20 protein-coding genes are annotated in these 25,956 nt (G+C 34.1%); 3 read left to right on the top strand and 17 right to left on the bottom strand.

The genetic code is table 11. From position 1 onward, the window contains the following. Positions 1-110: 110 nt before the first annotated feature. Entirely contained in the window at positions 111-998 is an 888-nt protein-coding gene (locus H8R22_RS05850; protein ID WP_187008496.1) for a ComEA family DNA-binding protein, read from the bottom strand. 304 nt (positions 999-1,302) lie between these two features. On the opposite strand from H8R22_RS05850, the gene H8R22_RS05845 reads away from it, so the two are divergent. Beyond that, a complete protein-coding gene (locus H8R22_RS05845; protein WP_187008497.1) occupies positions 1,303-2,784 on the top strand; it encodes an amino acid permease in 1,482 nt (493 codons plus the stop codon). Between the two features lie 78 nt (positions 2,785-2,862). Here the strand turns inward: H8R22_RS05845 and H8R22_RS05840 are convergent, their stop codons facing one another. The 7 genes from H8R22_RS05840 to H8R22_RS05810 all read right to left on the bottom strand — a co-directional run bounded on the left by H8R22_RS05840 (position 2,863) and on the right by H8R22_RS05810 (position 13,241). Then, complete coding sequence (locus H8R22_RS05840) at positions 2,863-3,102, bottom strand: PspC domain-containing protein (RefSeq protein WP_187008498.1); 240 nt, start codon at positions 3,100-3,102, stop codon at positions 2,863-2,865. A gap of 53 nt (positions 3,103-3,155) precedes the next feature. Further along, positions 3,156-4,433 carry a DUF2851 family protein gene (locus tag H8R22_RS05835; protein ID WP_187008499.1) on the bottom strand — a complete coding sequence of 426 codons (1,278 nt, stop codon included), beginning with the start codon at positions 4,431-4,433 and terminating at the stop codon, positions 3,156-3,158. A gap of 76 nt (positions 4,434-4,509) precedes the next feature. Then, on the bottom strand, positions 4,510-4,992 hold the full coding sequence (locus H8R22_RS05830) for a 3'-5' exonuclease (protein WP_187008500.1): 483 nt from the start codon (positions 4,990-4,992) through the stop codon (positions 4,510-4,512). 100 nt (positions 4,993-5,092) lie between these two features. Beyond that, complete coding sequence (locus tag H8R22_RS05825; protein WP_187008501.1) at positions 5,093-6,454, bottom strand: pyridoxal-phosphate dependent enzyme; 1,362 nt, start codon at positions 6,452-6,454, stop codon at positions 5,093-5,095. A 178-nt stretch (positions 6,455-6,632) separates the two neighbouring features. Continuing rightward, positions 6,633-8,564: a putative porin gene (locus tag H8R22_RS05820; RefSeq protein ID WP_187008502.1), complete on the bottom strand. Its 1,932-nt coding sequence runs from the start codon at positions 8,562-8,564 to the stop codon at positions 6,633-6,635. A 114-nt stretch (positions 8,565-8,678) separates the two neighbouring features. After that, a complete protein-coding gene (locus H8R22_RS05815) occupies positions 8,679-10,112 on the bottom strand; it encodes a RagB/SusD family nutrient uptake outer membrane protein (RefSeq protein ID WP_187008503.1) in 1,434 nt (477 codons plus the stop codon). Between the two features lie 15 nt (positions 10,113-10,127). Beyond that, entirely contained in the window at positions 10,128-13,241 is a 3,114-nt protein-coding gene (locus H8R22_RS05810; protein WP_187008504.1) for a SusC/RagA family TonB-linked outer membrane protein, read from the bottom strand. A gap of 185 nt (positions 13,242-13,426) precedes the next feature. Here H8R22_RS05810 and H8R22_RS05805 point away from each other — a divergent pair, with 185 nt between their 5' ends. Beyond that, positions 13,427-14,086, top strand: coding sequence for a ribonuclease HII (locus tag H8R22_RS05805; RefSeq protein ID WP_187008505.1), 660 nt, complete (start codon positions 13,427-13,429; stop codon positions 14,084-14,086). Between the two features lie 83 nt (positions 14,087-14,169). Here the strand turns inward: H8R22_RS05805 and lipB are convergent, their stop codons facing one another. The 6 genes from lipB to H8R22_RS05775 form a co-directional block, all read right to left on the bottom strand. Then, on the bottom strand, positions 14,170-14,865 hold the full coding sequence (gene lipB, locus H8R22_RS05800) for a lipoyl(octanoyl) transferase LipB (protein ID WP_187008506.1): 696 nt from the start codon (positions 14,863-14,865) through the stop codon (positions 14,170-14,172). Between the two features lie 80 nt (positions 14,866-14,945). After that, on the bottom strand, positions 14,946-15,674 hold the full coding sequence (locus tag H8R22_RS05795; RefSeq protein WP_187008507.1) for a hypothetical protein: 729 nt from the start codon (positions 15,672-15,674) through the stop codon (positions 14,946-14,948). Between the two features lie 140 nt (positions 15,675-15,814). Beyond that, positions 15,815-17,260, bottom strand: coding sequence for an aryl-sulfate sulfotransferase (locus tag H8R22_RS05790; RefSeq protein WP_187008508.1), 1,446 nt, complete (start codon positions 17,258-17,260; stop codon positions 15,815-15,817). A 22-nt stretch (positions 17,261-17,282) separates the two neighbouring features. After that, complete coding sequence (locus H8R22_RS05785) at positions 17,283-17,942, bottom strand: SCO family protein (RefSeq protein WP_187008509.1); 660 nt, start codon at positions 17,940-17,942, stop codon at positions 17,283-17,285. After that, positions 17,923-18,534 (bottom strand): toxin-antitoxin system YwqK family antitoxin, encoded by a 612-nt coding sequence (locus tag H8R22_RS05780; protein WP_187008510.1) that lies wholly within the window; start codon positions 18,532-18,534, stop codon positions 17,923-17,925. The genes H8R22_RS05785 and H8R22_RS05780 overlap by 20 nt, the downstream gene beginning before the upstream one ends. A 136-nt stretch (positions 18,535-18,670) precedes the next feature. Then, positions 18,671-19,435, bottom strand: coding sequence for a YHYH protein (locus tag H8R22_RS05775; protein ID WP_187008511.1), 765 nt, complete (start codon positions 19,433-19,435; stop codon positions 18,671-18,673). 678 nt (positions 19,436-20,113) lie between these two features. On the opposite strand from H8R22_RS05775, the gene lysS reads away from it, so the two are divergent. Further along, the gene (lysS, locus tag H8R22_RS05770) at positions 20,114-21,811 is read left to right on the top strand and encodes a lysine--tRNA ligase (protein WP_187008512.1); all 1,698 of its coding nucleotides are present in this window, start codon (positions 20,114-20,116) and stop codon (positions 21,809-21,811) included. 162 nt (positions 21,812-21,973) lie between these two features. On the opposite strand, the gene H8R22_RS05765 is transcribed toward lysS, so the two are convergent. From H8R22_RS05765 to H8R22_RS05755, 3 genes are all read right to left on the bottom strand, one after another. Next, positions 21,974-23,497, bottom strand: a complete 1,524-nt coding sequence (locus H8R22_RS05765; protein WP_187008513.1) for a DUF4394 domain-containing protein — start codon at positions 23,495-23,497, stop codon at positions 21,974-21,976. A gap of 345 nt (positions 23,498-23,842) precedes the next feature. Then, positions 23,843-24,808, bottom strand: coding sequence for a transporter (locus H8R22_RS05760; RefSeq protein ID WP_225875969.1), 966 nt, complete (start codon positions 24,806-24,808; stop codon positions 23,843-23,845). A gap of 8 nt (positions 24,809-24,816) precedes the next feature. After that, on the bottom strand, positions 24,817-25,854 hold the full coding sequence (locus H8R22_RS05755) for a cytochrome-c peroxidase (protein ID WP_187008514.1): 1,038 nt from the start codon (positions 25,852-25,854) through the stop codon (positions 24,817-24,819). Positions 25,855-25,956: the final 102 nt, after the last annotated feature.

Genomic DNA, 25,956 nt, shown 5'->3' with positions numbered 1-25,956 from the left:
GCCACTATATCATTAATCGTAGAATATTTACAATGATGGATTTTTCTTTCCTAAAACAGTCCCATTGCAGAAGCAACATAGCTGCCCAGTAACCTCAAAATTACGCATCTCTAACGAAAGTCCAAATATAAAGCAATTATATTTCTCTTTTCAACAGGAAAGCCCTTTATTTTTGTTAAATCCTCAATATTTGTAAAATCTCCGTTCATACTACGATAAATAACAATTTCCCGAGCTAAACCATTTTTAAAATACAAAAACTGCCCTAGTTCCTTTACGGATGCGTTATTTATATCTATTTTTTTGACAACGGGTATTGTTATGACTTTAAATGACAATTTAATCTTGTCAATAACATCCGGAGACAATCCCCAAACATCACTCATTTGATCCATCGATACTATTCCACCAACAGTTTCCCTTAACTTTATAATTCTTTCAGATAAAACTTGACCCACACCATACACTTTTATTAAATCTTCTGGGGTTGCAGAATTAATATCCTTTAAAACTATTTTTTCTGTCTTGGCAAATCCAATATGATTCTCATACTTCTTGTACGTAGAAAATTTTTTATTCTTAACCCAATCTGGAAATTTAAAATAAGGACTAATTGAACGCAATAACGAATCCGAAACTAAAGTTACTTCTTGAAATTCATTAGCCGAATTAACGTATTTATTTAACTTACGATAAGCTAACAAGCGATCAATTTCATCAATAGACATACCCAGCCTATAGCCTTTGGCATCTGAAATGAAATTAGGATTGAAAGGATACACTTTAGGTACTGCTCTTGAATAGGAATTTTTTAAAGAATCAATAACAATTTGGTTTGCCATCCACGATTGTTTATTTGGATCATCCTCTACATCTTTTCCAAAATCCAAATAAAAATTGCAAAATTGCAAAACAATAACGACTACAAATAAAGACAAAACACCAGCAGATTGCTCTTTAGAAAATCTAAAATAAGTAACAACGCTTTTTAAATCCATATATAAATTCGCTTAAATTACTATCGCAATTAAAGCGAATAGCACTGGTACAATTGCCCACGTTTAAAATTATAAAATATAAAAGACAAATAGGGTTAAATTTAAAAAAAAGATTACTACTATTTACTAGTAAATTAAGATGGTTTATAAGGAATTACAATTAAATAAATGAAATAATTACACATTATAAAAATATTCAATAGAGTTTTAAAATTTATTTTCGATTTTAAATTCTATAATTATTTTTATTTTTTATAATATAATAATACATTTGACCACTTATAACAATTAAACCAATAAATATATGTCAATTTGGAAAACAAAACCACTCTCGGTTTTACTAAATGAAGCTTCAGAAGACGAAAAAGGTCTGAAAAGAACATTATCAGCAAGATCCCTTGTTGCTCTTGGAGTTGGAGCTATAATTGGTGCTGGTCTATTTTCATTAACTGGAATAGCAGCAGCAGATAATGCCGGTCCGGCAGTAACTTTATCATTTATACTGGCTGCAGTTGGATGTGCTTTTGCAGGACTTTGTTATGCAGAATTTGCTTCTATGATTCCTGTTGCAGGTAGCGCCTACACCTATTCTTATGCAACAATGGGGGAATTTGTAGCATGGATTATTGGTTGGGATTTAGTTCTTGAATATGCTTTGGGAGCAGCCACTGTAGCGGTCAGTTGGTCTCAATATGTAGATAAATTTTTGGGGCAATATGGATTTCATATTCCACAGTCCATACTCCATGGACCTTGGGATGCTACTCCAGGAATCATCAATTTACCATCAATATTAATCATTTGTCTTCTTTCTCTACTATTAATTAGAGGAACGAAAGAATCTGCTTTGATAAACAATATTTTGGTTATCCTAAAAGTAACTGTTGTTGTTGTATTCATTGCTTTAGGATGGGGTTTCATCGATGGAGCAAACCACACTCCTTTCATTCCAGTAAACGAAGGTGAAGAATTAATGAATTCAGGAAAAATGTCCTTTTTGAATTTCTTTAGCAGCGATTATTTCGGACACTACGGCTGGAGTGGTATCCTTAGAGGTGCTGGAGTTGTATTTTTTGCTTTCATTGGTTTTGATGCTGTATCAACTGCTGCCCAGGAAGCTAAAGACCCGCAAAAAGGAATGCCTATTGGTATCTTAGGGTCACTAATTATCTGTACCATTTTATACGTTCTTTTTGCTTTTGTTTTAACTGGTTTAGAAAATTACCTAAACTTTAAAGGAGATGCTAGCCCTGTTACTACTGCTTTTGCTAAAACAGGTTATACATTTCTAAACTCAGCCTTAACTATTGCAATTATTGCAGGATACACCTCCGTAATGCTAGTAATGTTAATGGGACAAAGTAGAGTTTTCTACAGTATGAGTGTTGATGGACTACTACCAAAATTTTTCAGTACACTACATGCAAAAAACAGAACTCCATATAAAACAAACCTTCTTTTTATGATTTTTGTAAGTATATTTGCTGGTTTTGTTCCTGTATCAGACCTTGGCCACATGGTAAGTATCGGAACACTATTTGCATTTGCACTTGTATGTATTGGAGTTATTGTTATGAGAAAAACAAACCCCGATGCAGAAAGAGGGTTCAGAGTACCATTTGTACCTGTATTTCCTATTATAGGAGTTATCATCTGTTTAATTTTGATGGCAGGTTTACCTATTGTAAGTTGGGAAAGACTAGCTATTTGGATGATTATTGGAGTTGTAATCTATTTCTTGTACGGTAAAAGAAATAGTATTTTAAATAATCCAAACAAAAAATAATAAGTAGTACATCTCTACCCAAAATAAAAAGGGACTAAAAGCATTAAGCTTTTAGTCCCTTTTTATTTTTATAAGTATTTATAAATCAAAAACAGAAGTTCTTTTTGCTCTAATTAAATCTTTGAGTTTTATCCAAAAAGCTAACGTTAAATAAACTCCAAACCACAAACCCGCTGTAACAAAAGACACATAAATAAAAAACAATCGCACACTAGTAACTCGCATTCCTAAACTATCAGCGAGACGAGAGGAAACGTGAAATCCGTATTTCTCAAAGAAAAACTTTAGCTTTATTACTCTTGGTGTTTTTTGACTCATTTTTAGCTACTATATAATACAAAAATACATTAATCTAACTTAGATAGACAAAATTAAAGTGAATCATTTTTTAGCAATATAGTTCCAATACTACACTTAAGACACAACGATTTATTACAATACTCATTTTTTAACTGTAGTAATGATTGTGAATCAAAAGCAGTATTAGACTTAATACCTAGGTTTGAGAACCTTTCAACAATAATATTTTTCTCCGTAGAAACATGATTAAGTAGTGCAATTAGATCTTCAAGAACTTCCTTACCTTGGCTTTTAGCATAGGCAAACTGTAACGGAATAATTGTATTTACGAGGATCAAATCGATAAAAGAATGAGATATTTTTTTCTTTTTATCTGGACTAACTTTATCAAAAACATAATGGTTCGTCCAATAATCCGAAACCGTTACATCAAAAATACTGTAAATCCCAAGCGTACTAGTAATATCAATAAGCTGCGAAAACAAATTAGACTGATGATGGTATAAACTTGCTAATTGTGCTAATCGAATGGTTGGGAAATTATCTGGTCTATGTTTAAAAAATTGCAGCTTATTGCAACTACTAATTTCTAACTGATACTTGTGCACTAAATAATCATATCGCACTTTTAGATCTCTATAGTACACATCTTCCTTATCATCCTCCAGTAATCCCGTTGCGCCATAAAACAGAGCTTCGAGATTGATCACATCAAAGGATTCTTTTCGAATGATCGAAAATGGTATCCTGCTTGCCATGTTAAAAAAAGATTCTCCATTAGTATTCAATCCGAAATTTTTTGCTAACATACAAAAGAGGACACCTTCCCAATCATTATTAGTTTGTTCCAATAAATCGAATATAGGCTGTACCTTACGTTCTAAACGTTCTAAAAAGAGTCGTTCCCGCCAATTGTTTAAGGCAAAACTATCTATTGAATGAATATCTTTCTCACAAAATATCCACGACTTAGGAGCGATTAGCGATTGGTATTTTTGAAGAAGATGGTGATCTACATAATTACACAATTCCAAGACCGGAATAATACTATTATCCTTCCTGTAAATATCGGTATCATGTTCCCATACAACATGTAAAATTACATTTTCGTAGGATTCATCGCGCTCGTGATTGTGCACATACCAATCTGAAGATTTCAAATGTATTTCGACATTACCAGCCCATTTTTGATTGCCTATGGTAATTTGAGCATTAAAAAAATCCGGACCAGCCGTTTCTAAATATTGGCCTCCATTTATGATTTGAATCTCCTCATTATTTGTAGTGCGAAGATTTAAAACATCTATTTTCTTATGCTTCCAAAGGTAATGCAGAAAGTCTTCTCTCATTTTAATATCACTTATTTATGAATACTAAAATAATGAAAAAACTTACACCATTTACAGTTAGAATAAAAAGATAATTTTATTGAAGTAGGAAGAGTTGAGCACAAGCGCGAGCATCTGATAGTGCCTCGTGATGATTCAGCTTGATATTCATTACAGTACAGCAATCACTTAATTTCGTAGGTTTAAATCCTTTGGCCTTATATATTTTTAAGGTACATTCCCACTTAACTGCAATGTTTAAATACTCATAGCTAAGACCATTTAAAGCCATTGTTTTTACAAGTACGTTTCGGTCAAAGCTTTCATTGTGTGCTACAACAATTCGGTTTTGTAATCGCTTTTGAATTTCAGGATACACCTGAGCAAACGTCATTGCATTAACAGTATCACGAGGAAAGATACCGTGAACCTTGGTAGTAAATGGCGAATAAAGATTGTTAGGAGGTTTAATTAGACTTACAAATTCATCAACAATGACACCATTATTAACTGTTATAATACCTACAGAGCAAGGATGATGACCAATGGCGGTTTCAAAGTCAATAGCAGTAAACGTCATAATAGAAGGAATAAAATGCAGAAAAAAATGTTGTAAAAAAACCACGAATTTTAACTACTTAAGCACTATGCAAAGCAATTAAAATTCATGGTGAAAAAAATTATTTTATCGAACCAATAATGTCATACTTAGTGATTATATGATGCTTACCGTTACCTAAATCAATCAAAACAGCCGGATTTTCTCTCGTAAACAATTTGGAAACTTCCTCGATAGTGGTACCTTTTTCGACTATTGGGAATGGTTTCCCCATCACTTCTCGAATAGGTCTGTCTGCAGTGTTTTTATCATTTACATAACTCTGAAACAAATCAGATTCATCAAGAGAACCAACAAAACCTGTAATATCGATGACCGGAATCTGCGAGATTTTATATTTACGCATTCTCTCGATTGCATGCGAAACCAATTCTTCGGTGCGTACCACAATCAGTGGTTTATCTATATGATCTTTAATGACATCTTCTGCCTTCGTGATTGGCTCCTCTAAGAAACCTCTTTCACGCATCCAATCATCATTAAACATTTTACCTACATAACGGCTACCTGAATCATGAAACAAAACAACTACAACATCTTCTGGCTTAAAGTGGTGTTGCAACTGCAAAAGCCCTTTTACGCATGCTCCTGCAGAATTACCAACAAAGATCCCTTCTTCAAGAGCTATCTTTCTTGTGTATACTGCTGCATCTTTATCTGTTACTTTTGTAAATCCATCAATAAGAGAGAAATCAACATTCTTAGGTAAAATATCCTCACCAATTCCTTCAGTGATGTACGAGTAAATTTCATTTTCATCAAAAATTCCAGTTTCATGATATTTTTTAAAAACAGAACCGTAAGTATCAATTCCCCAGATTTTAATATTTGGGTTTTTCTCTTTTAAGTAACGCCCAATTCCAGATATAGTTCCACCTGTTCCTACGCCAACTACAAAGTGCGTAATCTTACCCTCTGTTTGTTCCCATATTTCAGGACCAGTTTGTTCGTAATGCGCTAATGCATTTGAAGGATTATCGTATTGGTTTACATACCAAGAGTTAGGTGTTTCTGTAGCCAAACGTTTAGAAACTGAATAATACGACCTTGGATCAGTCGGTTCAACATCTGTTGGGCATACAACAACTTTTGCACCAACAGCTCGGAGTATATCCATCTTCTCCTTTGACTGCTTATCTGAAATTACACAAATTAATTTATACCCACGAATAATTGCAACAAGTGCTAATCCCATTCCTGTATTCCCTGAGGTACCTTCAATAATGGTTCCTCCAGGTTGCAAACGACCATCTGCCTCGGCATCATCAATCATCTTCATCGCCATACGATCCTTAGTTGAGTTCCCTGGATTGAATGTCTCCACTTTAGCAAGTATCAAAGCATCAATTTCTTTCGTAACTCTATTTAACTTTACTAAAGGAGTTCCTCCAATTGTACCTAATATATTTTCTGCGTATTGCATCTCGTTCTGATTTAAGATTCTATTTTGTTGTATAATTTTTGCAAAGATACTATTTTGTTGTAAAAAATAGCTTGATTGTGAAGTTAGGTTTTTGCGTTACCGATGGAAACGACATCCTTTACTTGCTTTCTTTAAGCAAGGAAAGATAAAGTGTACAGCGGGTTAAAACGCCTTAAAATTAATTAAAGAAATTCCAAGTCAAACCGAATCGCACCGTAAAATCACGATAAGGATTAGTAGGAGATGAAAAGAAATTATTACCTGTTAGTGATGAATTAAAATGCTCTGCCTTAACATATATTCTAGTTCTTTGAATTTTAGCGTTGATGAAAAAATCTACTGTAGGGAAATTTCCAATTTCTTTTTTATTTTGAACAAAAAACTCTCCTACAACTGGATTATATTCGTTAGCAAGATATTTAGTAAAATAATTAAGCGTTAGTCCTGCTTGAAAAAACAGGGCTTTTTTAAAGAAATAATCTGTGATGTAAATGGTATTTCTAGTTACCAATTCAGGCACATTTAGTATATTATCCTGTTGATCAACTTTTTGATATAGCACGGTATTGTCAAAACTAAATTTACCAAACTTATACTCCTTACTTAACTTTACCGAGACATAATTGATTGTACCATCGTATTGACTAGGTGCAATAATCTGCTGAAGATCTGAACTAGCAACATCTCGAAAATAAAGATGGTCATTAAGAGTCGATAATTGAACTGAAGCTGTAATCCAAGGGGAGAGCACTGCTCCAGTCAGTACATTAATTTTTTCGTTTTTGAAATCCTCAGACCAATTGTAGGCTACATAACTACTTTGATATAAATTGTAATTATCGTTAGGCAATTTATTCAAGTTTTGATACCCGAATGTAAATTGATAATCTTCATTTAAGTCGTAGTTTAGTTTTGCGTCTAAATTGGACAGGGACTGATTCGTAATTGATCTAGAGAGTAAGAAATCTCCACTCCATTTATTTTTTTGATATTCATATTGCCCACCAATAGTATTGATATTCCTGCTTAATGCTGCAGGAATAGTTTTATCATCTCTAATAAGTATTCGGTTGTAATAATAGTTACTTCTAAAATCATCAATATAAAATTTAAATTTACCTAGAGTCGTATTCTCATACACCAAACCAGCTTTATTATACATCTTGTTATACCTAGTCTGATCAGCTATATCACTAGCTGCGAATGAGTCTCCAAAACGAAATACTGTGGATGATCCTACTGTGGAGGCAACGGTGGGCTGTGAATACTGGAAAAATTTGTTTTCGTAATTAAATTGATGTGCAACAAGTAAATTGTTATTACCTGCTTTAGAATTAATTCTAAAAATATGATCTGCAAATATTCGATTGGCCTTTAAAAAAGATTCGGCATCAGTCAAATAAACTTCTAAACGTTGTCTATTATCAAATCTAACATCGGCAGTTTCAAAATCAGCTACGGTAGTAATACCACCATTTTCCTCATTGCGAATATCATGTGACACAAAGTGTGCTTTTAATTCATACCTAAAATCTTTAGTATTATAATTTGTCGTAAACCTAAAGTTACCGGTACTAGCGAGCTGGTTGATGTATTTACCCTCTGATCGTAATCCTCGATAAGCTATAGAAAAATTTAGTCCCGGGGTTATATTTAAGGTAAAGAAAGAATCTACAGACTGACCTTTAGTCATCGTAGATTTATAATAAAGTTCAGTAACTGGAGTTGCAACCGAACTGTATTTGATATCATTAGCTTCTAAAAAACCAAAATGTTTCGCTTTAAAGCCAAATTCCGGATATGGAGAATATTTAGTTAAGCTATACTGTAGAGTATTATAGGTTTGCCCCTCATTAGGAAATGGAAGCAATCCAAAATTATCTCGTCGTAAATAATTAAAACTATATTCACGCTGAATGGTAAGCGATGTATCTAAATAAGTGGTGTCTCGTTCTATAGAAATAAATCGATACTGATCAATGGGAGCTACAACATCTTTTTTTATTGTATCAGATTTACTTTGATAAGAATCAGTTACGGGTACTGTTTTGGCTTGAGCAAAAAATAGTGTTGGAAGCAACAGACAATATAAGAAAAAGAGTATTCTCATTAGGACATATATAAGTATAAAATTAAATAAGCACAGCAAAGGTAGTTAATAAAACAAAAAAACCGAGTTCAACGTTAGTCAAACTCGGTTTAATATATTAAAAATCTATTTTACTTATCTGTTAGCATTAACAGATTCGTCTATTAGATCATTTGCATCAATCTCTGCTTGTGGAACTTTCAAATAAAACTTCTTATCGTCAACAGCAAGATTTCCAGGTGTAAGAATTCTGTGATTCCCAGTTCTAGTTATAGCTCTTCTTAAACGTTTAGCATCAAACCACTCAACACCAATTTCAGCATAAAGTTCTTTCCTTCTTTCAACAAGAATTTCATTCAACAACGCAACGCCTGTATTTGTAGACTTAACAGCATTTACATCTCTATTTTTTTGCAAAACATAAAGTAAATTGTGAGCCTCTGTTACCTTACTTTGATTGTATAAAGCTTCTGCTTCGATTAAAATCATTTCTGGAGTTCTAATAATTGGATGATCTGCATCAAAAGTAAATTTAAATTTATTTGTAATCCAATATCTGAAATCAGTTGGTAGTAAGGTTGAACTTCTTAGTACAAATCTATTACGTACATCTGTAGCAGAAAACAAGCTAACAAAATTCACATTAAAATGTGTTGCAGCATACGAAGTAGTTGTGAAGTCAGTTCCTGCATGAGGCCAACCCCAATAATAGTTAGATTGGTCTGATGACTGTGCACTACCCCAAATCCATTCAACATTAGAATAATCGTTGAAACCAGCGCTATAACTAGCAGCATTTAAAACATTTAGAGGAACTCCTCCATATGCTGCTTTCGCAGCTGCTTCAGCTTCTGGCCATTTATTGCCCATTACTTGATAAACCTGAGCTAAAATACCATTAGCGGTATTCTTGTTAATATAAGACTTCCCGATACGACTTGCAGTTAAACCATCAACAGCTTTAGTTAAATCACTAACAATTAAGGCATATACTTCACCTACAGTAGACATTGCATTACCTGTAACAGCTGTCTCCGTATAAATAGGCGGAGCTGGAAATGTTAAACCTGCTGAATATGTTGGAGCAAATTCTAAAACTAATTGATGATAGAAAAAACCTCTTAAGGCATATCCATATGCAGCCAATTCTTTTTTGTCTGCTGCTGATAAACTAGCGCTAGCTTCAACACCATTAATTAAAGTATTAGCTTGATTTATCATGTAATAACAGTAATTCCATGAAAAAGAAGTTCTTCTATAAGTTGGTTCACGGTTATCATTAGCATAATCATTAGTAAACCAAGTATTTGCAGCTATAACATCGTTACCTTTTACAGTACGAGCATAAAAAATTGAATTAACACCAGCTGAATCAACATTAGTAAATTGTCCTCTGAATCGACGCATTATTCCAGATATAAAAGCTTCTACACCCGCTCTAGAAGTAAAAACAACGGTTTCAGGTACACCGCTCGTTGGCTGAGGTTCATCAAGAAATTCTTGACTACAACTACCCAACATTGAAATTGCGATAAAAGCAATTAAAATTTTTGAAGTTATTGTTTTCATAAATATATATTTTTATTAAAATTCTAAATTAAGACCAAATGAAACAATTCTTTGATTGTATGATCTACTGTTCGTAGCACCATTTAAATCTTGCTCAGGGTCAATTCCTTTGTGTGATTGAAAAGTAAACACGTTATCAGCTTGTAAAAACATTCTTAATTTAGAAAGTTTTACTCTTTCAACTAATGACTTAGGGAAATTATAACCAATATTCAAAGCTTTCAATCTTATGTAATCATTCTTAAATAAGAATCTAGTAGACTGGGCATTAAAATCATTGTTTGAAGTCAAGAACAAAGGAACATTTGTAATATCCCCTGGCTGTTGCCAACGATTAATTAAGTCAGTATGAGCAGCTCTACCTGAACTTTCAAATCCTTCCATCAAACTAGCATATGTACTATCGTACACGTATGAACCAAAACTGAAGTTGAATAAAATATTCATATCAACATTTTTGTACTTGAAGAAGTTAGTAAAACCACCAACTACATCAGGTAAAGATGATTTACCAACATAATATCTAGTTGCTTCGCTGTAAACTTTTGTAGTAACACGCTCGCCAGTAGGTAAACCGTTAGTGCCTAAAACATCTTTGTACCACATACCGTAACCAGTAGCTGGATCAACTCCCGCCCAGTCTTGGATGAAAAACTCATACAAAGAACGTCCAACTTCCCATTTTTTATTTCCATTATTAAAAGGAGAAGGAAGTTCAGTTATTTCATTTCTATCAAAAGAGAAGTTCAGTCCTGTAGTCCATAAAAAGTTTGGAGTAGCTATATTTCTAGTATTGATAGCAAATTCCCATCCTGAATTTTTAATAGAACCAATGTTAGTTGTAATACTAGTTGTTCCAGTTGAACCAGGAATTGGTTTTCCGTAAATCAAATCAACAGACTCTTTGCTGTAATAATCAACAGTACCAGAAATTCTATTGTTAAACAAACCATACTCTAATCCAATATTAGAAGAAGCTGTCTTTTCCCAAGTTAAACCAGTATCAACTGCTCCTCCAAGTACAACTCCAGTATTTTCTAACTCATTCCATCCTGTATTAAATAATTGTCTGTATGGAAAGTAAGAAGCAAGTCTATTGTTACCAAGCTCACCATAAGAACCTTTAAGTTTTAAAAGATCAACTACAGAACTATTTTTTAGAAAGTTTTCCTCAGAAATCAACCAAGAAGCACCTACTGCATAAAAATTACCCCATCTTACATCACTATTGAAGCGTGATGATCCATCTCTACGATAAGATCCTTCTAAGAAGTATTTTTCTTTGAAGTTATAAGTCAAACGACCTAAGTAACTAGAAATTCTTTCTTCAGTTGTACTACCAGAAACATTAGAAGGAGTAGTACTACCATCAAGCACGTAAACTCCAGGTAAAAATCCTTCCCCTTGTGCACCTAAAGCGTCAATTTCATACTTGTAAGCCTCTTGAATTATAGTACCTGCAAAATTATGATTTCCAAATGATTTCTTATAATTTAAGCTGTTGATTAAATTTGTAGATGTAGTTATGTCTCTGTTCTGAGTTACCCTACCATTAACACTTGAAGCGAATCCCACTTCATTGTTTGCATAATTATAAGAATCAAACAAATACTTGTCGTAAGCTAAATTTGTTTTAAAAGTCAAATCTTTAGCTAGAGTAAATTCTACGTAAGCATTAGCAGTAAAATTATCTCTTTTATTTTCAATTTTATAGTTGAATAAAGCACCATAAGCATTCTCATTGTTTAATTGAGGACGAGTACCATTCAAAATTTGGCTATTGTTAGCACCATAATCAAAAATATTATTTCCTCTACCATCGACAATTAAATCTCCATTATTATCTCTTCTGTATACTGGATAGTATGAAGGAATAGTATAGATCCATTGTACAGCACTCTGAAAACTAGAACCACTTTGAGTTGGAAAATTCTGACTAGAAGTAGAATAGAAAGCCGTTATACCCGCTTTAATTGATTTACTTATCTGTGAATCAATACTCAAACGTGTTGTAACACGGTCAAAATTAGAAGTAACAACACTTCCTTCTTGTGATAAATAATTCGTAGTAAACGCATAAGATGTATTATCACTACCTCCACTTACTCCAAAAGTATGTTCTTTTCTAACCGCAGAATTATTCAACATTAAGTCTTCCCAGTTAGTCTCCCATTTTTTCTGTGTAGTAACTAAATTTCCATTAGCATCAACTGGTACAGCTGCTGCATATGGATTGTACCCTAAGTTACCTACCAATTGATTAGAAGCATTAGCTCCTGCAACAGCAGCAGTCTGATTACTAACATATTGATTTGCATTTCTTAACCCTTCCCATGCGTACTTAATGTAAGTATCAGAACCAACTAAATCGTGTAATTTCACAGCATTTCCTGCAAAACCAAGTAATGTAGAAGCAGTAACTCTCGGTGGAGAAGCTAATCTACCTCTTTTGGTAGTAATTAAAATTACACCATTTGAACCTCTAGAACCATATAAGGCAGTTGAAGAAGCATCTTTCAAAACACTGATAGATTCAATTTGATCTGAACTTATAGTGTTTAAATTCCCACTAAAAGGAGCACCATCAAGAACAATTAAAGGTTCTGCAGACGCATTAATAGAACCAATTCCACGAATACGAATAGTTGGGTTTTCACCTGGCTGACCACCAGCGGCGATAATATTAACACCCGCAACGCTTCCTTGTAAAGCTGTCAAAACACTTGTTGCTTGTTGTTTTTCTAAAACCTCTTTACCAACTGTCACAACCGAACCAACGATGGCCTTTGCTTTTTGAGTACCGTATGCAACTACTACAACCTCATCTAAAGCTTGTGACGAAGATGCTAGTCTAACGTTAATCACATTAGAAGCACCTACAGCTACTGATTTATCCTCCATACCAACAAAAGAAAATACTAATACATCTCCAGTTTTAGCACTGATAGCAAACTTACCATCAAAATCAGTCTGGATACCAGTTTTCTTTCCTTTAACAACAACATTTACGCCGGGAATAGGACCCGATGCATCCGTAACAGTTCCGCTTACAGTTTTTTCTTGTGCAAAAGAAAACTGCATAGATAACGCTACGAGTAGCGATAGAATCCATTTAAATTTTAATCTCATTTTTAAATAATTTTGAATTAGTTAATTGCAAACTTCACAAATATATCTTAAAAAACCAAACTTAAAGTCTTAAAATATTAACCTTTTAATAACATTTAATAAAAAAATCGCAATAACGAATCTGTTTTCGGTCGTTTTAATGCAAAATATCTTATAAAACTATACTTTTACCCAAAAAAGGCAATATGTTAAAAATTACTTATTCTAACCTTTCTCTTGAAGCCGGAACAGATGAAGCAGGACGTGGTTGTTTAGCTGGTCCCGTTACAGCAGCGGCCATTATATTACCCCTGGATTTCGAAAATACACTCTTGAATGATAGTAAGCAACTATCTGAAAAGGTAAGGAAAAAACTAAAACCACTGCTAGAGCAGCGTGCAATTGTATTTGCAGTATCACATATTTTCCCTGACGAAATTGATGAGATTAATATTTTGAATGCTTCAATGAAGGGAATGCAAGAATCTATTTTAAAGCTATCTCCTTTACCAAAATTTATTATTGTGGACGGCAACAGAAAACTAAATGCAAAACTTGGACAAATAAGTAGTGCAGGCAAAAAGTTTACAATCGAAGAAATAGAATTGTTAAAATCAATACCTAATGAAAGTATAGTAAAGGGAGACTCAAAATACATGAGTATTGCCGCAGCATCCGTTTTAGCCAAAACGTCTCGAGACGAATACATGAATCGCATACATGAAGAATACCCCATGTACAATTGGAAAAAGAACAAAGGCTATCCCACGAAAGAGCACCGAGAAGCTATCAGAAAATATGGCACAACTAAATACCACAGAATGACATTTAAATTATTGCCAGAACAACTTAGTTTAGATTTGTAGCAACATATTTATGATTGTAAGCTTTCAAACAAGTAACTTTTTATTTAAAACTAAAGATTAGTAATTAATACCGGATCATTTTATTAAAACTCACAATCAAACAAATCCTTGAAGTGTTTCAAAATCTTATCTTTTACCTCTTTTTCATCTACCCTATCGACACCTAATTCTACATTTAATGTTGTGACCGCTTTGCCTCGAATACCGCAAGGGATAATATTATCAAAATAACCCAAGTCGGCATTTACATTTAATGCAAATCCATGCATGGTCACCCACCTCGAAGCACGAACTCCCATTGCACAAATTTTACGAGCAAACGGCGTCCCCACTCCAAGCCATACTCCTGTTTCGCCTTCGCTACGTCCACAGTCTAAACCGTATTCTTGAAGCGTAAGGATTATGGATTCCTCAAGTAAACGAAGGTATTTGTGTATGTCTGTAAAAAAGTTCTCTAAGTCCAGAATTGGATATCCTACAATTTGCCCTGGACCGTGATACGTAATATCACCTCCTCGATTAATTTTATAAAAAGTAGCTCCCTTGTCTTCTAACTGAGACTCCGATAAAAGTAAGTTACTTAAATCGCCACTTTTACCTAAAGTATAAACGTGAGGGTGTTCTACAAAAAGAAAATAATTAGGCGTATCTATATTGGTTTCCTCTCTCCTATTTTTTATTTTAAGATCAACTATCCCTTTAAAAAGTTCTTCTTGATACTCCCAGGTTTCTTGATAATCTTTATTTCCTAAATCTTGAAGTTGAATTAATTTATTCATTTTATATTGGGCAAATATTTTGAAGGACAAAGATACAAAGTTTTAAACTGAAGTAACCACCATGCCATTCAAACTAAGTATTAGTTCTCCAAAATAACTTCCAAATTCGTACTTACTGGATCTTTTAAAAAGTCCAGAATCGTAAAACGTAACTCCAGTGATTTCTTGTCGGAACCAATCACTGTATTAGGATTAGAAACCGATTTAATGTGGTGCGGAAAATGGTATTTCAACACATACGTTTGTACGAGATTCAATTGAGCTATTTTATTGTAAGACTCTAACTTTTCTTTCTCTTTTTCAAACATAGCAGCATCAGTAATAGTTACAATCCTGCGAAATTGATTGTCTTTGAAGGCGAAACGAATATTATAATAATGCTCTTCGGCTGTTAGCGCATAATTATGTGCGATGTCACTACTATAATCCTCTGCTTTTGAAAGATCAGGCACATCCTCCACTTTGTTAAAATCTTGAGAAATAGTTGTCCTAAACTCCTTATCGAATGCACTTTTTTTACTGTGCACTTTTACATTTTTAAACGTGCTAAACAATTCTTGTTCAGTTTCAGTATATTTAATAAAATTACTGTTGTATTTATCTATATAATCTTTAAAAAAATAGGTAGTATCTCGGAAAACAGTTTCTTTAGCATATTGTTCTCCAGCAATTTGCATGTAGCTTCTTTCATTTCTATGACTATCGTATTCTACTGTTCCAGAAGCATCGGCATTAATATGTAATGTTTCAGTAACTTCACAGCTACTTAATAATACTACTGCAAGCAGTAGCAGAATAAATTCTCTCATTGCGTTTGTTTTTCGAACCAAAAATAAAACGATTTAATTTTTCAAACTAAATTTTAACAAAATATTCTTACAATAAAAAAAGCGCCTTATAAAAGTACCTTCATGAAACTTATTTATGTGTCATTTTTTTTATTTTTGATCTACTTACATGAGTTAGAAATCGAATTCAAAGCTTCGATTGTAGCACCAGAGCCAAGCGTGCGTCCGCTAAAACCACTGAAAGTTTTGGGATAAAATGTACTTCTAAAAGCACTATTTTGTGTAGCAACTTCATTTTGTTTTAAAACACCTGAACTAGCTACTGGATTTGTATATTGCCACACTAAATTACCACTACTATTTATTTCACTAAAAATCCCAGCTGGACCATTGCAAAAAAGTACATTCCCATTTGATAATTGCTGTGCACCCGAAATATTTTGAGCATACATATTATTTGGATTTCCAGCATTGTAATTCCATGAAGTCGTGTTAGGGCCGTATGGCAATGATTGAGTATAATTATACCCATTCACTGGAGGTTTTATGATTTCTATAGTAGAATAATTCCCGCCCGTTCTTCCGTTTCCATTGTTGAAAATCATGATTTGATTTTCAAAAGGAAATCCCGACTCAATCCAATACGCATTATGTTGTCCAAATAATTGTGTTGTAGTTCCAGTACTATAAGCTAAGGAGTTTCCCCATCGATAAATTAAATCTCCACCATTACCCGAGTTTCCGCCTGCGTGACTTTTGGCTTGAGCAGTAGTTGTACTGTGATCAATAATCCAAACTTCATTAAAAGAATGTGAACTCACTAAGATTTGGTCTAAAGCAGCATTATAGTCAATTGAATTCAAGTGAATCCAATCTTGGTTTGTAGCACTAGCATTATAATTTACATTAATCAATTTTGAGGATGCTGCAATGGTTCCGAAATTTGGTTTAGATGCGTCAAAATCTTGAACCAAATGATCCCATAAATGCCATTCCCAAACAATTGTACCTCCATTGGTTCCTGTGGGTTTGATTTCGATTATTTGTTCGCTCCACACGGTTGAGGGAACCAAATTTGGATCCCGCCCTTGTGCAATTGCTTCTGTATTCGTTTTTGATTCCCAAGCGATAATTAAAATATTTCCATTCGGTAATGCTTTTACATCGTGGTGTTGGCATTTTAATGCATCAGATATCGTGTAGGTCCAAGTCACATTTCCGTTCCAATCAATCTTTTCAATAACCCCACCTTTTCCTCCGGCGTTAAAAGTGGTATTATTAGTATTTCCTGGTCTTAATAAACTTCCATCAGGCAGTAAATAACAAGATTGACCCGGTTTGTAATTACTAGCCCAAGTCTTTACTTGCTTCCCACATTTATCTATTAAATAAGTAGTATTGCTGCCTATCGGGGCAAATAACACATAACCATCATTCAATGCTCCGGCATCGTTGCGTATCAAGCCTACTGTATTTGTGACTGTAGGGGTTATCACTGTTTCAACAGTGTCCTCGTTTGAAGAACTACAAGAAAATAATGTAGCTATAGAAAATAAATAAGTAATAGCGCCTATGAATTTTCTGCTATTTAAATGAATTCGAATCATGATGGATAACTATATAATTTATTTAATCCTCTTTTTTAAGTGTGATAATGTCTTCTATGATTCGGTCCATTTCTATAGCAAGGGTACCATTATAAATTCCTCGTATGCGTTCTTTTTTATCCACCAAAATAAAATTTTCAGTATGTAAAAAATCATTCGCTTTTCCGAAATATCCAATAGAATCTCCAGCGAAATATTGTTTTTTTGCTATCGAATAAAGCGCATCTTTGTCACCGGTAAGCAAGTGCCATTTCCCAGAAATACAACCTTTTTCTTTTGCGTATTCTTTTAATATTGGAACTTTGTCAATCTCCGGAGCAACAGTATGTGATAATAATAAAACAGCGTCATCATTCTTGAATTTGTTTTGCAAAATTTCCATGTTATCGGTCATCTTTGGACAGATGCTACCACAGCTGGTAAAAAAGAAATTAGCTACATAAATTTTACCGTCAACAGTTTCTTTCGTTATTGTTTCGCCATTTTGATTGGTGAAAGAAAAGTCAGGAATAGTATGGATATTAGTATATTCAGGACTGTCTGGGCTAATCCATTCTGGAGTAAATTCATAGGAATTAAAAAAGGGAAGTCCCTCATCTTCCTCTTTTGCTTTGTTGCAAGAGGAGATTGTAATTACTAGCGCAATTAATAAAGTCCAGTTGCTATTTACTACTTTTTTCATAAGGGTTTTTACATAATTTAATTCCGATTAAACCGTATTTCTTGCCTTTTTTAATCACATAATTGGCACGTACGCTACCGTCTTCATACCATAATCTTTCGCTACCTTCTTCGTGTCCGTTGGTGTAGTGAAATTTTTTGAATAATTGTCCGGTTTTGTACCATTCTAGCACTTCACCATGAAACTCATCGTTGTAAAAATGGTATTTGTATCTAGGCTTTCCATTTTCCCACCAGTTTTGGTGTATGCCCTCTTTTTTATTTGAAATATACAGGCGCTCTTCGGCTAAGACTTTATTGTCGTACCATAGTTTTTGAACACCTTCAAGCATACCGTTTAAATAGGGTTTTACAAATGCGGTGTCTTTAGTAGGATACAGCTCATACTGTTTTCCAGAATATTTTTCGGTTTTAAAATACAAGGTATCTTGTTTGAAATTGAAACCCGCATCTGACGCCACTTTATAAATCGAAGGCGTTTTTTGCGCTTGTCTTTTAGGCGCCTCTTCTGTACCTTGATTGCAACTAATAAAAAATACTATTGCAATCAAAGAGAAGATTATTTTTGTAAAAGAATTATTATTTAAACTCATTGTATTTAAATACAGATTTGTTTCGCCTCTTTGTTATTGTTCTGGCTACCCTTTCTTAAAGGTTTTTGAATTTAATGAACCACAAATACATAAAATGAAATTTTAGTACCTTAACAACTTAGCGATAGGCAAAAAACTAATTAGAAAATGTTCCTGCAGTACCGTAAAATCCGCTTCCGTTGATGTAAGGATCAGAATTAGTGATGTGGTAATGGTAAATTCCGTTTGGATAGTCAACAGTTGCCCCTGTATGGCCGTGGTATACATCTAGACCAGTTACAGCAGTACCGTTTTCTTCAGGACCATAAACAGGAAAGCCATCTAATAAGAAACCCATTAAGGCATCTTTCCCTTTGGTTTGTGTTAAGTAAAGAGGCTCTATATGGTAATGATACATACTTGTCGCTGTAGGATGTCCCCAATATTGATCAAAAGATTGAAATTCATCTGTCAATGGTTGGTTAGGACCTGCGTATTGGTTGAATAAAGGCACTCCATTTATAGCAACGCCAATAGCGGCTAGAGGAGTAGAAGCATGTGTTGTTGCAACCACAGGATTTAATGGTATTTTAAATGTATATGCATTTGTTAAGCTAATGGTATTTGGATTCTTTTTAAAGGTGTAATTCCCAAAGGTAGTTGTCCCGCTAAACGCCTCGTATTTAGCATTAGTGGTTGGGTAATACACACTCTTGTGATCCGGCTGACCATTGGTTTTGATAGTTACATAAGTTCCATCGGATGTAATACTAGTGGCACCGTATATTTTTTTATAAACTTCGGGAACTGTCGCTGATCCAGAGTTAGAATTAGTTACGGCGATATCTTCATCTGAATTACCACATGCAAAAAATGTAAAAATTGCTGAAAATAAGATTAACAAAATACTTGCTTTTTTCATAGTATGGATTTTCTAAATATGTTTTTTTTTTAATAAAATGTCTAAGCTCTCAAATATGTAGCTGTTTTAATTTCGTATTTGTTTTTCTGACCGCTTACCAACAAAAAAAGTATTTCTGACTGTTTTGATACTTTAAAATATCCATCTTTTAAATTTTAGTAATGATAAAAATCCGCGGTTTAAGATTAATTCCTGCTTAAAATGGTTAATCGACTACAATAGTTTTATAAAAACGTCTTGTATTTTTTCTTTGGCATCTTCCTTATTTTTGATATAGTTTAGCACTATTTGTTACAATAGTATCTTGAACTAAACTTAAATTTTAGGAAAAGATTTTGAATTATAATTCAAAGCTTTATCACAATGTCATTGGTAAGACTATCAATTGCATCAAAAGGTTTAATTCTCACTTTAAAATTATTAATGATACAGAATTATGCAGGAATTAAAAGTACATTTAGAAAATTTCTAAAAATACGACTTCGCTGAATATAGCCCCGATAGTAGCGGCATCCTTTTATGCCTCCCGATGGCTATCAGGAGGCACAAAAGATATAGCGAATAGCGGGACGAATCGTCATGAAAAACCATAAATATTGTGCTTCAAAAAATCTAAATCCTGAATTCTGAATTTTGCAATCTATTTGTTATATTTGCACTCTTAAAAACAAGAACCTAATGGCATTATCTGAACAAGAAATTATCCGTAGAGAAAAACTACAATCCTTACGCAATTTGGGCATCAATCCTTATCCTGCAAATCTTTTTCCTGTAACTCATACTTCAAAGCAGGTCAAAGCGACTTTTGAAGACGGGAAAATGGTTACAGTTGCTGGGCGATTGATGAGTGTAAGAGATCAAGGAAAAGCTTGTTTTGCTGAGCTTCAAGATAGTGAAGGTCGTATCCAATTGTATTTAAATCGCGATGTTTTATGTCCTGGTGAGGATAAAACCTTGTACAACCAAGTATTTAAGAAACTAACTGATTTAGGAGATTTTATAGGAATTGTAGGAGAGTTATTTACTACTAAAGTTGGTGCGCAATGCATTCGCGTAGATGAATTCACGTTTTTGAGTAAAACTTTGCGTCCGTTGCCTTTGCCAAAAGTGGATGAGGACGGAAAAGTTCATGATGCCTTTAATGATGCCGAGTTGCGTTATAGAATGCGCTATGTAGATTTAACGGTAAACCAACACGTTAAAGATACTTTTGTCAAGAGAACAAAATTGTTTAACGCGATGCGTTCTTTTTTTAACGAAGCAGGATATCTTGAGGTTGAAACTCCGGTTTTACAATCGATTCCTGGTGGTGCTGCGGCACGTCCGTTTATTACGCACCATAACTCACTTGATATACCATTGTACATGCGTATTGCAAATGAATTGTACTTAAAAAGATTAATTGTAGGTGGATTTGATGGAGTGTATGAATTTTCTAAAAACTTCAGAAATGAAGGGATGGACAGAACGCACAACCCTGAGTTTACCGCAATGGAAATATATGTAGCCTACAAAGACTACAACTGGATGATGGAGTTTACTGAAAACTTACTAGAGCATTGTGCTGTGAGCGTAAACGGATCGAGTGAAGCTACGTTTGGTGAACACCAAATTAGCTTTAAAACCCCTTATGCTCGAGTTACAATGACTGATTCTATCAAGCATTTTACAGGTTTTGATATTTCTGGTAAAACAGAAGAGGAACTTTATGACGCTGCTAAAGGCATGGGGATTGAAGTGGACAAAACAATGGGGAAAGGAAAACTGATCGATGAAATTTTTGGAGCGAAATGCGAAGGAAACTACATTCAGCCAACATTCATTACAGACTACCCAAAGGAAATGTCACCTCTTTGTAAAGAGCACCGTGACAATCCGGAATTGACAGAGCGTTTTGAATTAATGGTTTGTGGTAAAGAAGTAGCAAATGCATACTCTGAACTAAATGACCCTATTGATCAGAGAGCTCGTTTTGAAGATCAAATGCGTTTGGCTGCTAAAGGAGACGATGAAGCTAACGGAATTATCGATGAAGATTTCTTGAGAGCTCTAGAATATGGTATGCCACCAACCTCTGGTTTAGGAATAGGAATGGATCGCTTGATGATGTTTTTGACAAATAATGCATCGATTCAGGAGGTTTTATTATTCCCGCAAATGCGTCCTGAAAAGAAACAAGTACAGCTAGAAGAAGACGAAAAAACTATCGTCGCGATCCTACAGGCTAATAACAACCAAATGGAGTTTGGTTTACTTAAAATAAAATCAGATTTGAGCGGTAAAAAGTGGGATAAAGCCATGAAAAATTTATCTGCCTTAGGAATGACTGAAGTTGTTGTTGATGGAGATATAAAAGCTTGCCGATTGAAGGAATAAAACATTTTATACTACTCTATATTTAAAAAAAGGAACTCAAATTGAGTTCCTTTTTTTTTTGAATCATTTACAAGTTGGTCCTATATTAGTGTAGATTTATCACAAAAAAAACGACTCCTGTGAGGAAGTCGTTTTTTAACTAATTCAAAAATATTGTTTGGTCTAGAAACCTAGTCCAACCGCCATTGCAGTAGCTTGTATATTAACATCTGACACTTTAGTTGCTGCACCTGTAGTTAAATTAATCGTATAAACTGCAGTAGCGTTATTTACTTTCAATAAAGCATAAGCAATCGCACTATTACCACCAATATCAAAACCACTATCAGCATCTACGTTAACTCCTAAATTTCCAACTGCCACTAACACCCCATCATTTGGTGGCTCTTGACGGTATAACATATCTGTTTGAGAATCTACCACGAACAAGGTAGTTGTAGTTGCACCTACAAAATTGTTCGTATAAGCCGCTCCGTTAACAAAAGGTGTACCCGGCTTAAGAGTTCCATCTATGAAAACTACAGTTCCTAAATCTGGGTGTAAGCGTAAGTTTTGACCTGTATTACTAACTACACGAATTCTATCTACAGTTGGATTAAAATCAAAACCAAATGAAGTACCACTTAATGCAGGAATTAATGTTGTTCCTACAACTGCTAAAGCTCCGCTTGAAGTATTAACAGAGAATAATCTACTTTGATTTGATAAGGCATATAATCCTCCGTTCGCAGGTCTAAAATCTAAACCAACTATTGTTTCACTTGCGGCCAACCCAGTTAATGCAACTGATGTGCTTGTTCCCTTGGTAGGATCAAAACGGAATAACATATTTGTAGCTGTAGTAGCATAAGCTATTGGATTCGTTTTAAAAGCAATACTTATAACTGGAACTGAAAATTTACCAATACTAGTAGCTTTTCCAGTTGTTAGGTTAATAGTAAATAAAGTAGAAATACTATTGCTATTGGTCACTGCTAATGCAGTAGCATTATCAGCAGTAATATCCATATCGCCTGTACCTTCAAAATTAATACCTAAATCTCCTACTACTTGTAAACCTCCATCGTTTGGTGGGTTTTGTAGGTATAATTTATCTTGAGCAAAATCTATATCATATAACATTGTGGTAGTTGCACCTGCCACACTATTTGTATAAGCAACAGCTCCAATTCTAGGATTTGTTCCCCCATTAATAGAACCATCTGTAGACACTACAGTTCCTAACTCTGGATGTAAGCGTAAGTTTTGACCTGATTCTGTTACTAGACGTATTCTATCAACCGTTGGGTTAAAGTCTAGTGAAGCGTTTGCTCCTACAATTGCCGGAGAAAATATAGTTGATCCTACAGCTGTTGCAACTCCTGATTTTTCATTAATAAAATAAATTCGGCTTGATGAACCAAGCGCATATAATTGACCGGTGGCTGGTCTGTAATCAATACTTATAATATTCTCTGCCGCAGGCAAACCAACAATTGCTGTAGTTGATGTTGCAGTAGTTAAATTTTGAGCGTTAAAAGTCAAAATTGTATTGTTGCTAGCCAAAGCTGTGAAATTCACGTTTGGAGCCTGAGTCTGGTTGCTAGAACCGTTATTATCATCGTTGTTACAAGAAACTGTAGTTAATGATAATAACCCTAATCCAATTATGGATGCTAAACCTAAATTACTTTTTCTATTCTTCATAATTTTACATTTTGTTAGTTATAGAAATTATTTACGTAAACTTTAAGACTTTGGTTTTAAATACTTAAAAAAACACAAAAAAACAATTAATCCCAAGCCATAGCAACAAACAACACACTATATATCAAATTATTAGACACAAACAACAATTACTATACAGGTCTTTAAACAACAAAAATTTAACACAAATAAATAGCCTTTTAAATAAGGTAATTAAATATTACATTATTTTAGTCATCAGGTAAACAATAGCCATTTTTAAACATTGCCATAGCAGAATAAAAAAAGGTACTGTTCAATAATAATTGAACAGTACCTTTTGGAAAATAATTAGGCGTTAAAACTCTATAAAGTATAATTTAAATTAAACGTCCAACGATACTTTGCTTCAATGTTTCCATTAGATAAATTTTGATTGATAGGCAACATAGCGCTAACTCCAACTGACAATTTATTTCTGCCCGCTTCAAGTCCAAATTTACTAAAAAGCACATCTCCTGCGGTATTAGGGACCAATTGGCCATATTGTTTATTACTAGCGTAAACCTCGCCAGCCACACCAACTTGAGGAACAAGCTGAATCATATTTGCATCTAGAACATAAAATAAGGTAGTACCGTAATTCAATTGATTCCCAAACTGGTATTGCTTTCTATTTTCAGTTTTAACGGTGTAATTTAACATTGAATTTAATCCTAAATTCTTTTTTCTAATAACATACTCTGTGACAAATAAGTAATCCCAACTTCCTGTCCCTAACTGAAAACTTTGATTAACCGTCCCAGCATTATTTGCTTCCTCAAACTTTCCTGTGGGTAACTTTAATCCAGCTCCAATTTGAACATGATGTGTAAAAACAGTGCTGTCTTTTTGTGTTTCGTAAACAGAATAGGTTGCTATTAGAGAAGCATCACCCATTCCCTGAATTTCTTCGACACCTGCTATTAATGCCCGATTATGAAAATGATAGGGAATCAAAGCTGCAATTTGAATTTTATCTGTAACGGGAATTTTTGACCACACTTGTACCGTATTAAAATTCTCAGCAATCCAAGGAGAATTAGCAAAAATTCCGTCACGGCTGGAATAACTCTGGTGAAAATAGCGTAAACCAACAAAGTTTGCGCTAAGCATTGAACTAAATCCTAAACTTCCTCCACTAGCAGAACAACCGCAAGCATCACAGTCAAAATGGTCCATCAAAGCCATTCGTTGAAAAGTAAAACTTGAAATACTGTCTTTCTCAGTATGTGCAGACACCATTTGCGCTAGAAACACAACGCAAAAAGCTATGAATAATTTATTTTTCATTCTGTTTTTTAATATTCTGAAAATCGTTTATCGGTAAGATATTGATTGTCTGTTAATGTTTTTAAAAAGGATATAAGCTGCAATTTTTCTGAATCAGAAAGAGGGATACCCAACTGTCCGTTTTTATTTAAAATAGGATCTAAAGTTGGAGAGTCCTTCACTCCATTGCTGTAATGATTTAAAACTGCTTCTAAAGTCCCAAAACGTCCATCGTGCATGTAGGGAGCCGTTTTCTCGACATTGCGCAAACTAGGTACCTTAAATTTATAAGAATCGGACACTAGTTGTGTTACTCTATACCGGCCAACATCATTCAAAGCAGGATTAACTACAATTCCATTATTTCTAAAAGAATGGTCAGTCGTTAAATCTGTAGCATGACAAGTCGCGCATTTTAATTGAAAAAGAGCATAACCCGCCGCTTCTTCAGTCGAAAACGTTCCTCCCACTTCGTTACGACGAAACTTATCATATTTAGAATTCGATGATATCATCATCACCATAAACTGAGACAATGCCTTAAGCATATTTTCAGAATTAATTTTACCGTCTGTAAACGCTGCTGCGAAAAGATTCCTATAAACAGGATCGGCCTTCATCATTACCACAACAGCAGATAAATCAGCATTCATTTCTACCGGATTTGTTAACGGAATAATGGGTAATAGATCCAGATGATCTGTAGCTCCATCGTACATAAAAGTGGTTTGAAAAGCTAGATTTTGGATAGAAGGCGTATTTCGATCACCGACTAAATTATTGATACCGTGACTCAAGGTATGTCCGTGATGTGTAAAAGCATCTTCTTGAATATGACAAAATCCACAAGACACAACACCATCTGAAGACAATCTTCCGTCATAAAAAAGCTTTTTCCCTAGCTCAAAACCTTTTTCTGTTGGTGGATTTAGCTCGACATTATACACTAATGCAGGAAAATTAGATGGTACAGTAAAGTCAAGAGGTCTATCTACATAGGAATCATCACTATCCGAGCAGCTCATAAAAAAAGGAAGAAGCATTCCTAAAATATAACGTACTTTCATAATTTTTAAATTAAGAAAGAAGCATAAAAATGGTATTCTAGCCCCGGTTGCAACGGCATCCTTTTAACTCGTTTGACAAACGAGGTAAAAGATACAGTGAAA

The organism is Flavobacterium kayseriense, from assembly GCF_014305095.1.
Lineage (GTDB): Bacteria > Bacteroidota > Bacteroidia > Flavobacteriales > Flavobacteriaceae > Flavobacterium > Flavobacterium kayseriense.
This window is presented reverse-complemented; position numbering and strand designations above follow the sequence as displayed.

Excerpts from the sequence above, each read along its gene's own strand:
- H8R22_RS05755 (WP_187008514.1), bottom strand. The coding sequence starts at position 25,854 with ATGAAAGTACGTTATATTTTAGGAATGCTTCTTCCTTTTTTTATGAGC.
- H8R22_RS05830 (WP_187008500.1), bottom strand. The coding sequence starts at position 4,992 with ATGACGTTTACTGCTATTGACTTTGAAACCGCCATTGGTCATCATCCT.
- H8R22_RS05790 (WP_187008508.1), bottom strand. The coding sequence starts at position 17,260 with ATGATTCGAATTCATTTAAATAGCAGAAAATTCATAGGCGCTATTACT.
- H8R22_RS05775 (WP_187008511.1), bottom strand. The coding sequence starts at position 19,435 with ATGAAAAAAGCAAGTATTTTGTTAATCTTATTTTCAGCAATTTTTACA.
- H8R22_RS05825 (WP_187008501.1), bottom strand. The coding sequence starts at position 6,454 with ATGCAATACGCAGAAAATATATTAGGTACAATTGGAGGAACTCCTTTA.
- H8R22_RS05780 (WP_187008510.1), bottom strand. The coding sequence starts at position 18,534 with ATGAGTTTAAATAATAATTCTTTTACAAAAATAATCTTCTCTTTGATT.
- H8R22_RS05845 (WP_187008497.1), top strand. The coding sequence starts at position 1,303 with ATGTCAATTTGGAAAACAAAACCACTCTCGGTTTTACTAAATGAAGCT.
- H8R22_RS05810 (WP_187008504.1), bottom strand. The coding sequence starts at position 13,241 with ATGAGATTAAAATTTAAATGGATTCTATCGCTACTCGTAGCGTTATCT.
- H8R22_RS05795 (WP_187008507.1), bottom strand. The coding sequence starts at position 15,674 with ATGAGAGAATTTATTCTGCTACTGCTTGCAGTAGTATTATTAAGTAGC.
- H8R22_RS05805 (WP_187008505.1), top strand. The coding sequence starts at position 13,427 with ATGTTAAAAATTACTTATTCTAACCTTTCTCTTGAAGCCGGAACAGAT.
- H8R22_RS05760 (WP_225875969.1), bottom strand. The coding sequence starts at position 24,808 with ATGAAAAATAAATTATTCATAGCTTTTTGCGTTGTGTTTCTAGCGCAA.
- H8R22_RS05835 (WP_187008499.1), bottom strand. The coding sequence starts at position 4,433 with ATGAGAGAAGACTTTCTGCATTACCTTTGGAAGCATAAGAAAATAGAT.
- H8R22_RS05785 (WP_187008509.1), bottom strand. The coding sequence starts at position 17,942 with ATGAAAAAAGTAGTAAATAGCAACTGGACTTTATTAATTGCGCTAGTA.
- H8R22_RS05850 (WP_187008496.1), bottom strand. The coding sequence starts at position 998 with ATGGATTTAAAAAGCGTTGTTACTTATTTTAGATTTTCTAAAGAGCAA.
- lipB (WP_187008506.1), bottom strand. The coding sequence starts at position 14,865 with ATGAATAAATTAATTCAACTTCAAGATTTAGGAAATAAAGATTATCAA.
- H8R22_RS05765 (WP_187008513.1), bottom strand. The coding sequence starts at position 23,497 with ATGAAGAATAGAAAAAGTAATTTAGGTTTAGCATCCATAATTGGATTA.
- H8R22_RS05840 (WP_187008498.1), bottom strand. The coding sequence starts at position 3,102 with ATGAGTCAAAAAACACCAAGAGTAATAAAGCTAAAGTTTTTCTTTGAG.
- H8R22_RS05820 (WP_187008502.1), bottom strand. The coding sequence starts at position 8,564 with ATGAGAATACTCTTTTTCTTATATTGTCTGTTGCTTCCAACACTATTT.
- H8R22_RS05815 (WP_187008503.1), bottom strand. The coding sequence starts at position 10,112 with ATGAAAACAATAACTTCAAAAATTTTAATTGCTTTTATCGCAATTTCA.
- lysS (WP_187008512.1), top strand. The coding sequence starts at position 20,114 with ATGGCATTATCTGAACAAGAAATTATCCGTAGAGAAAAACTACAATCC.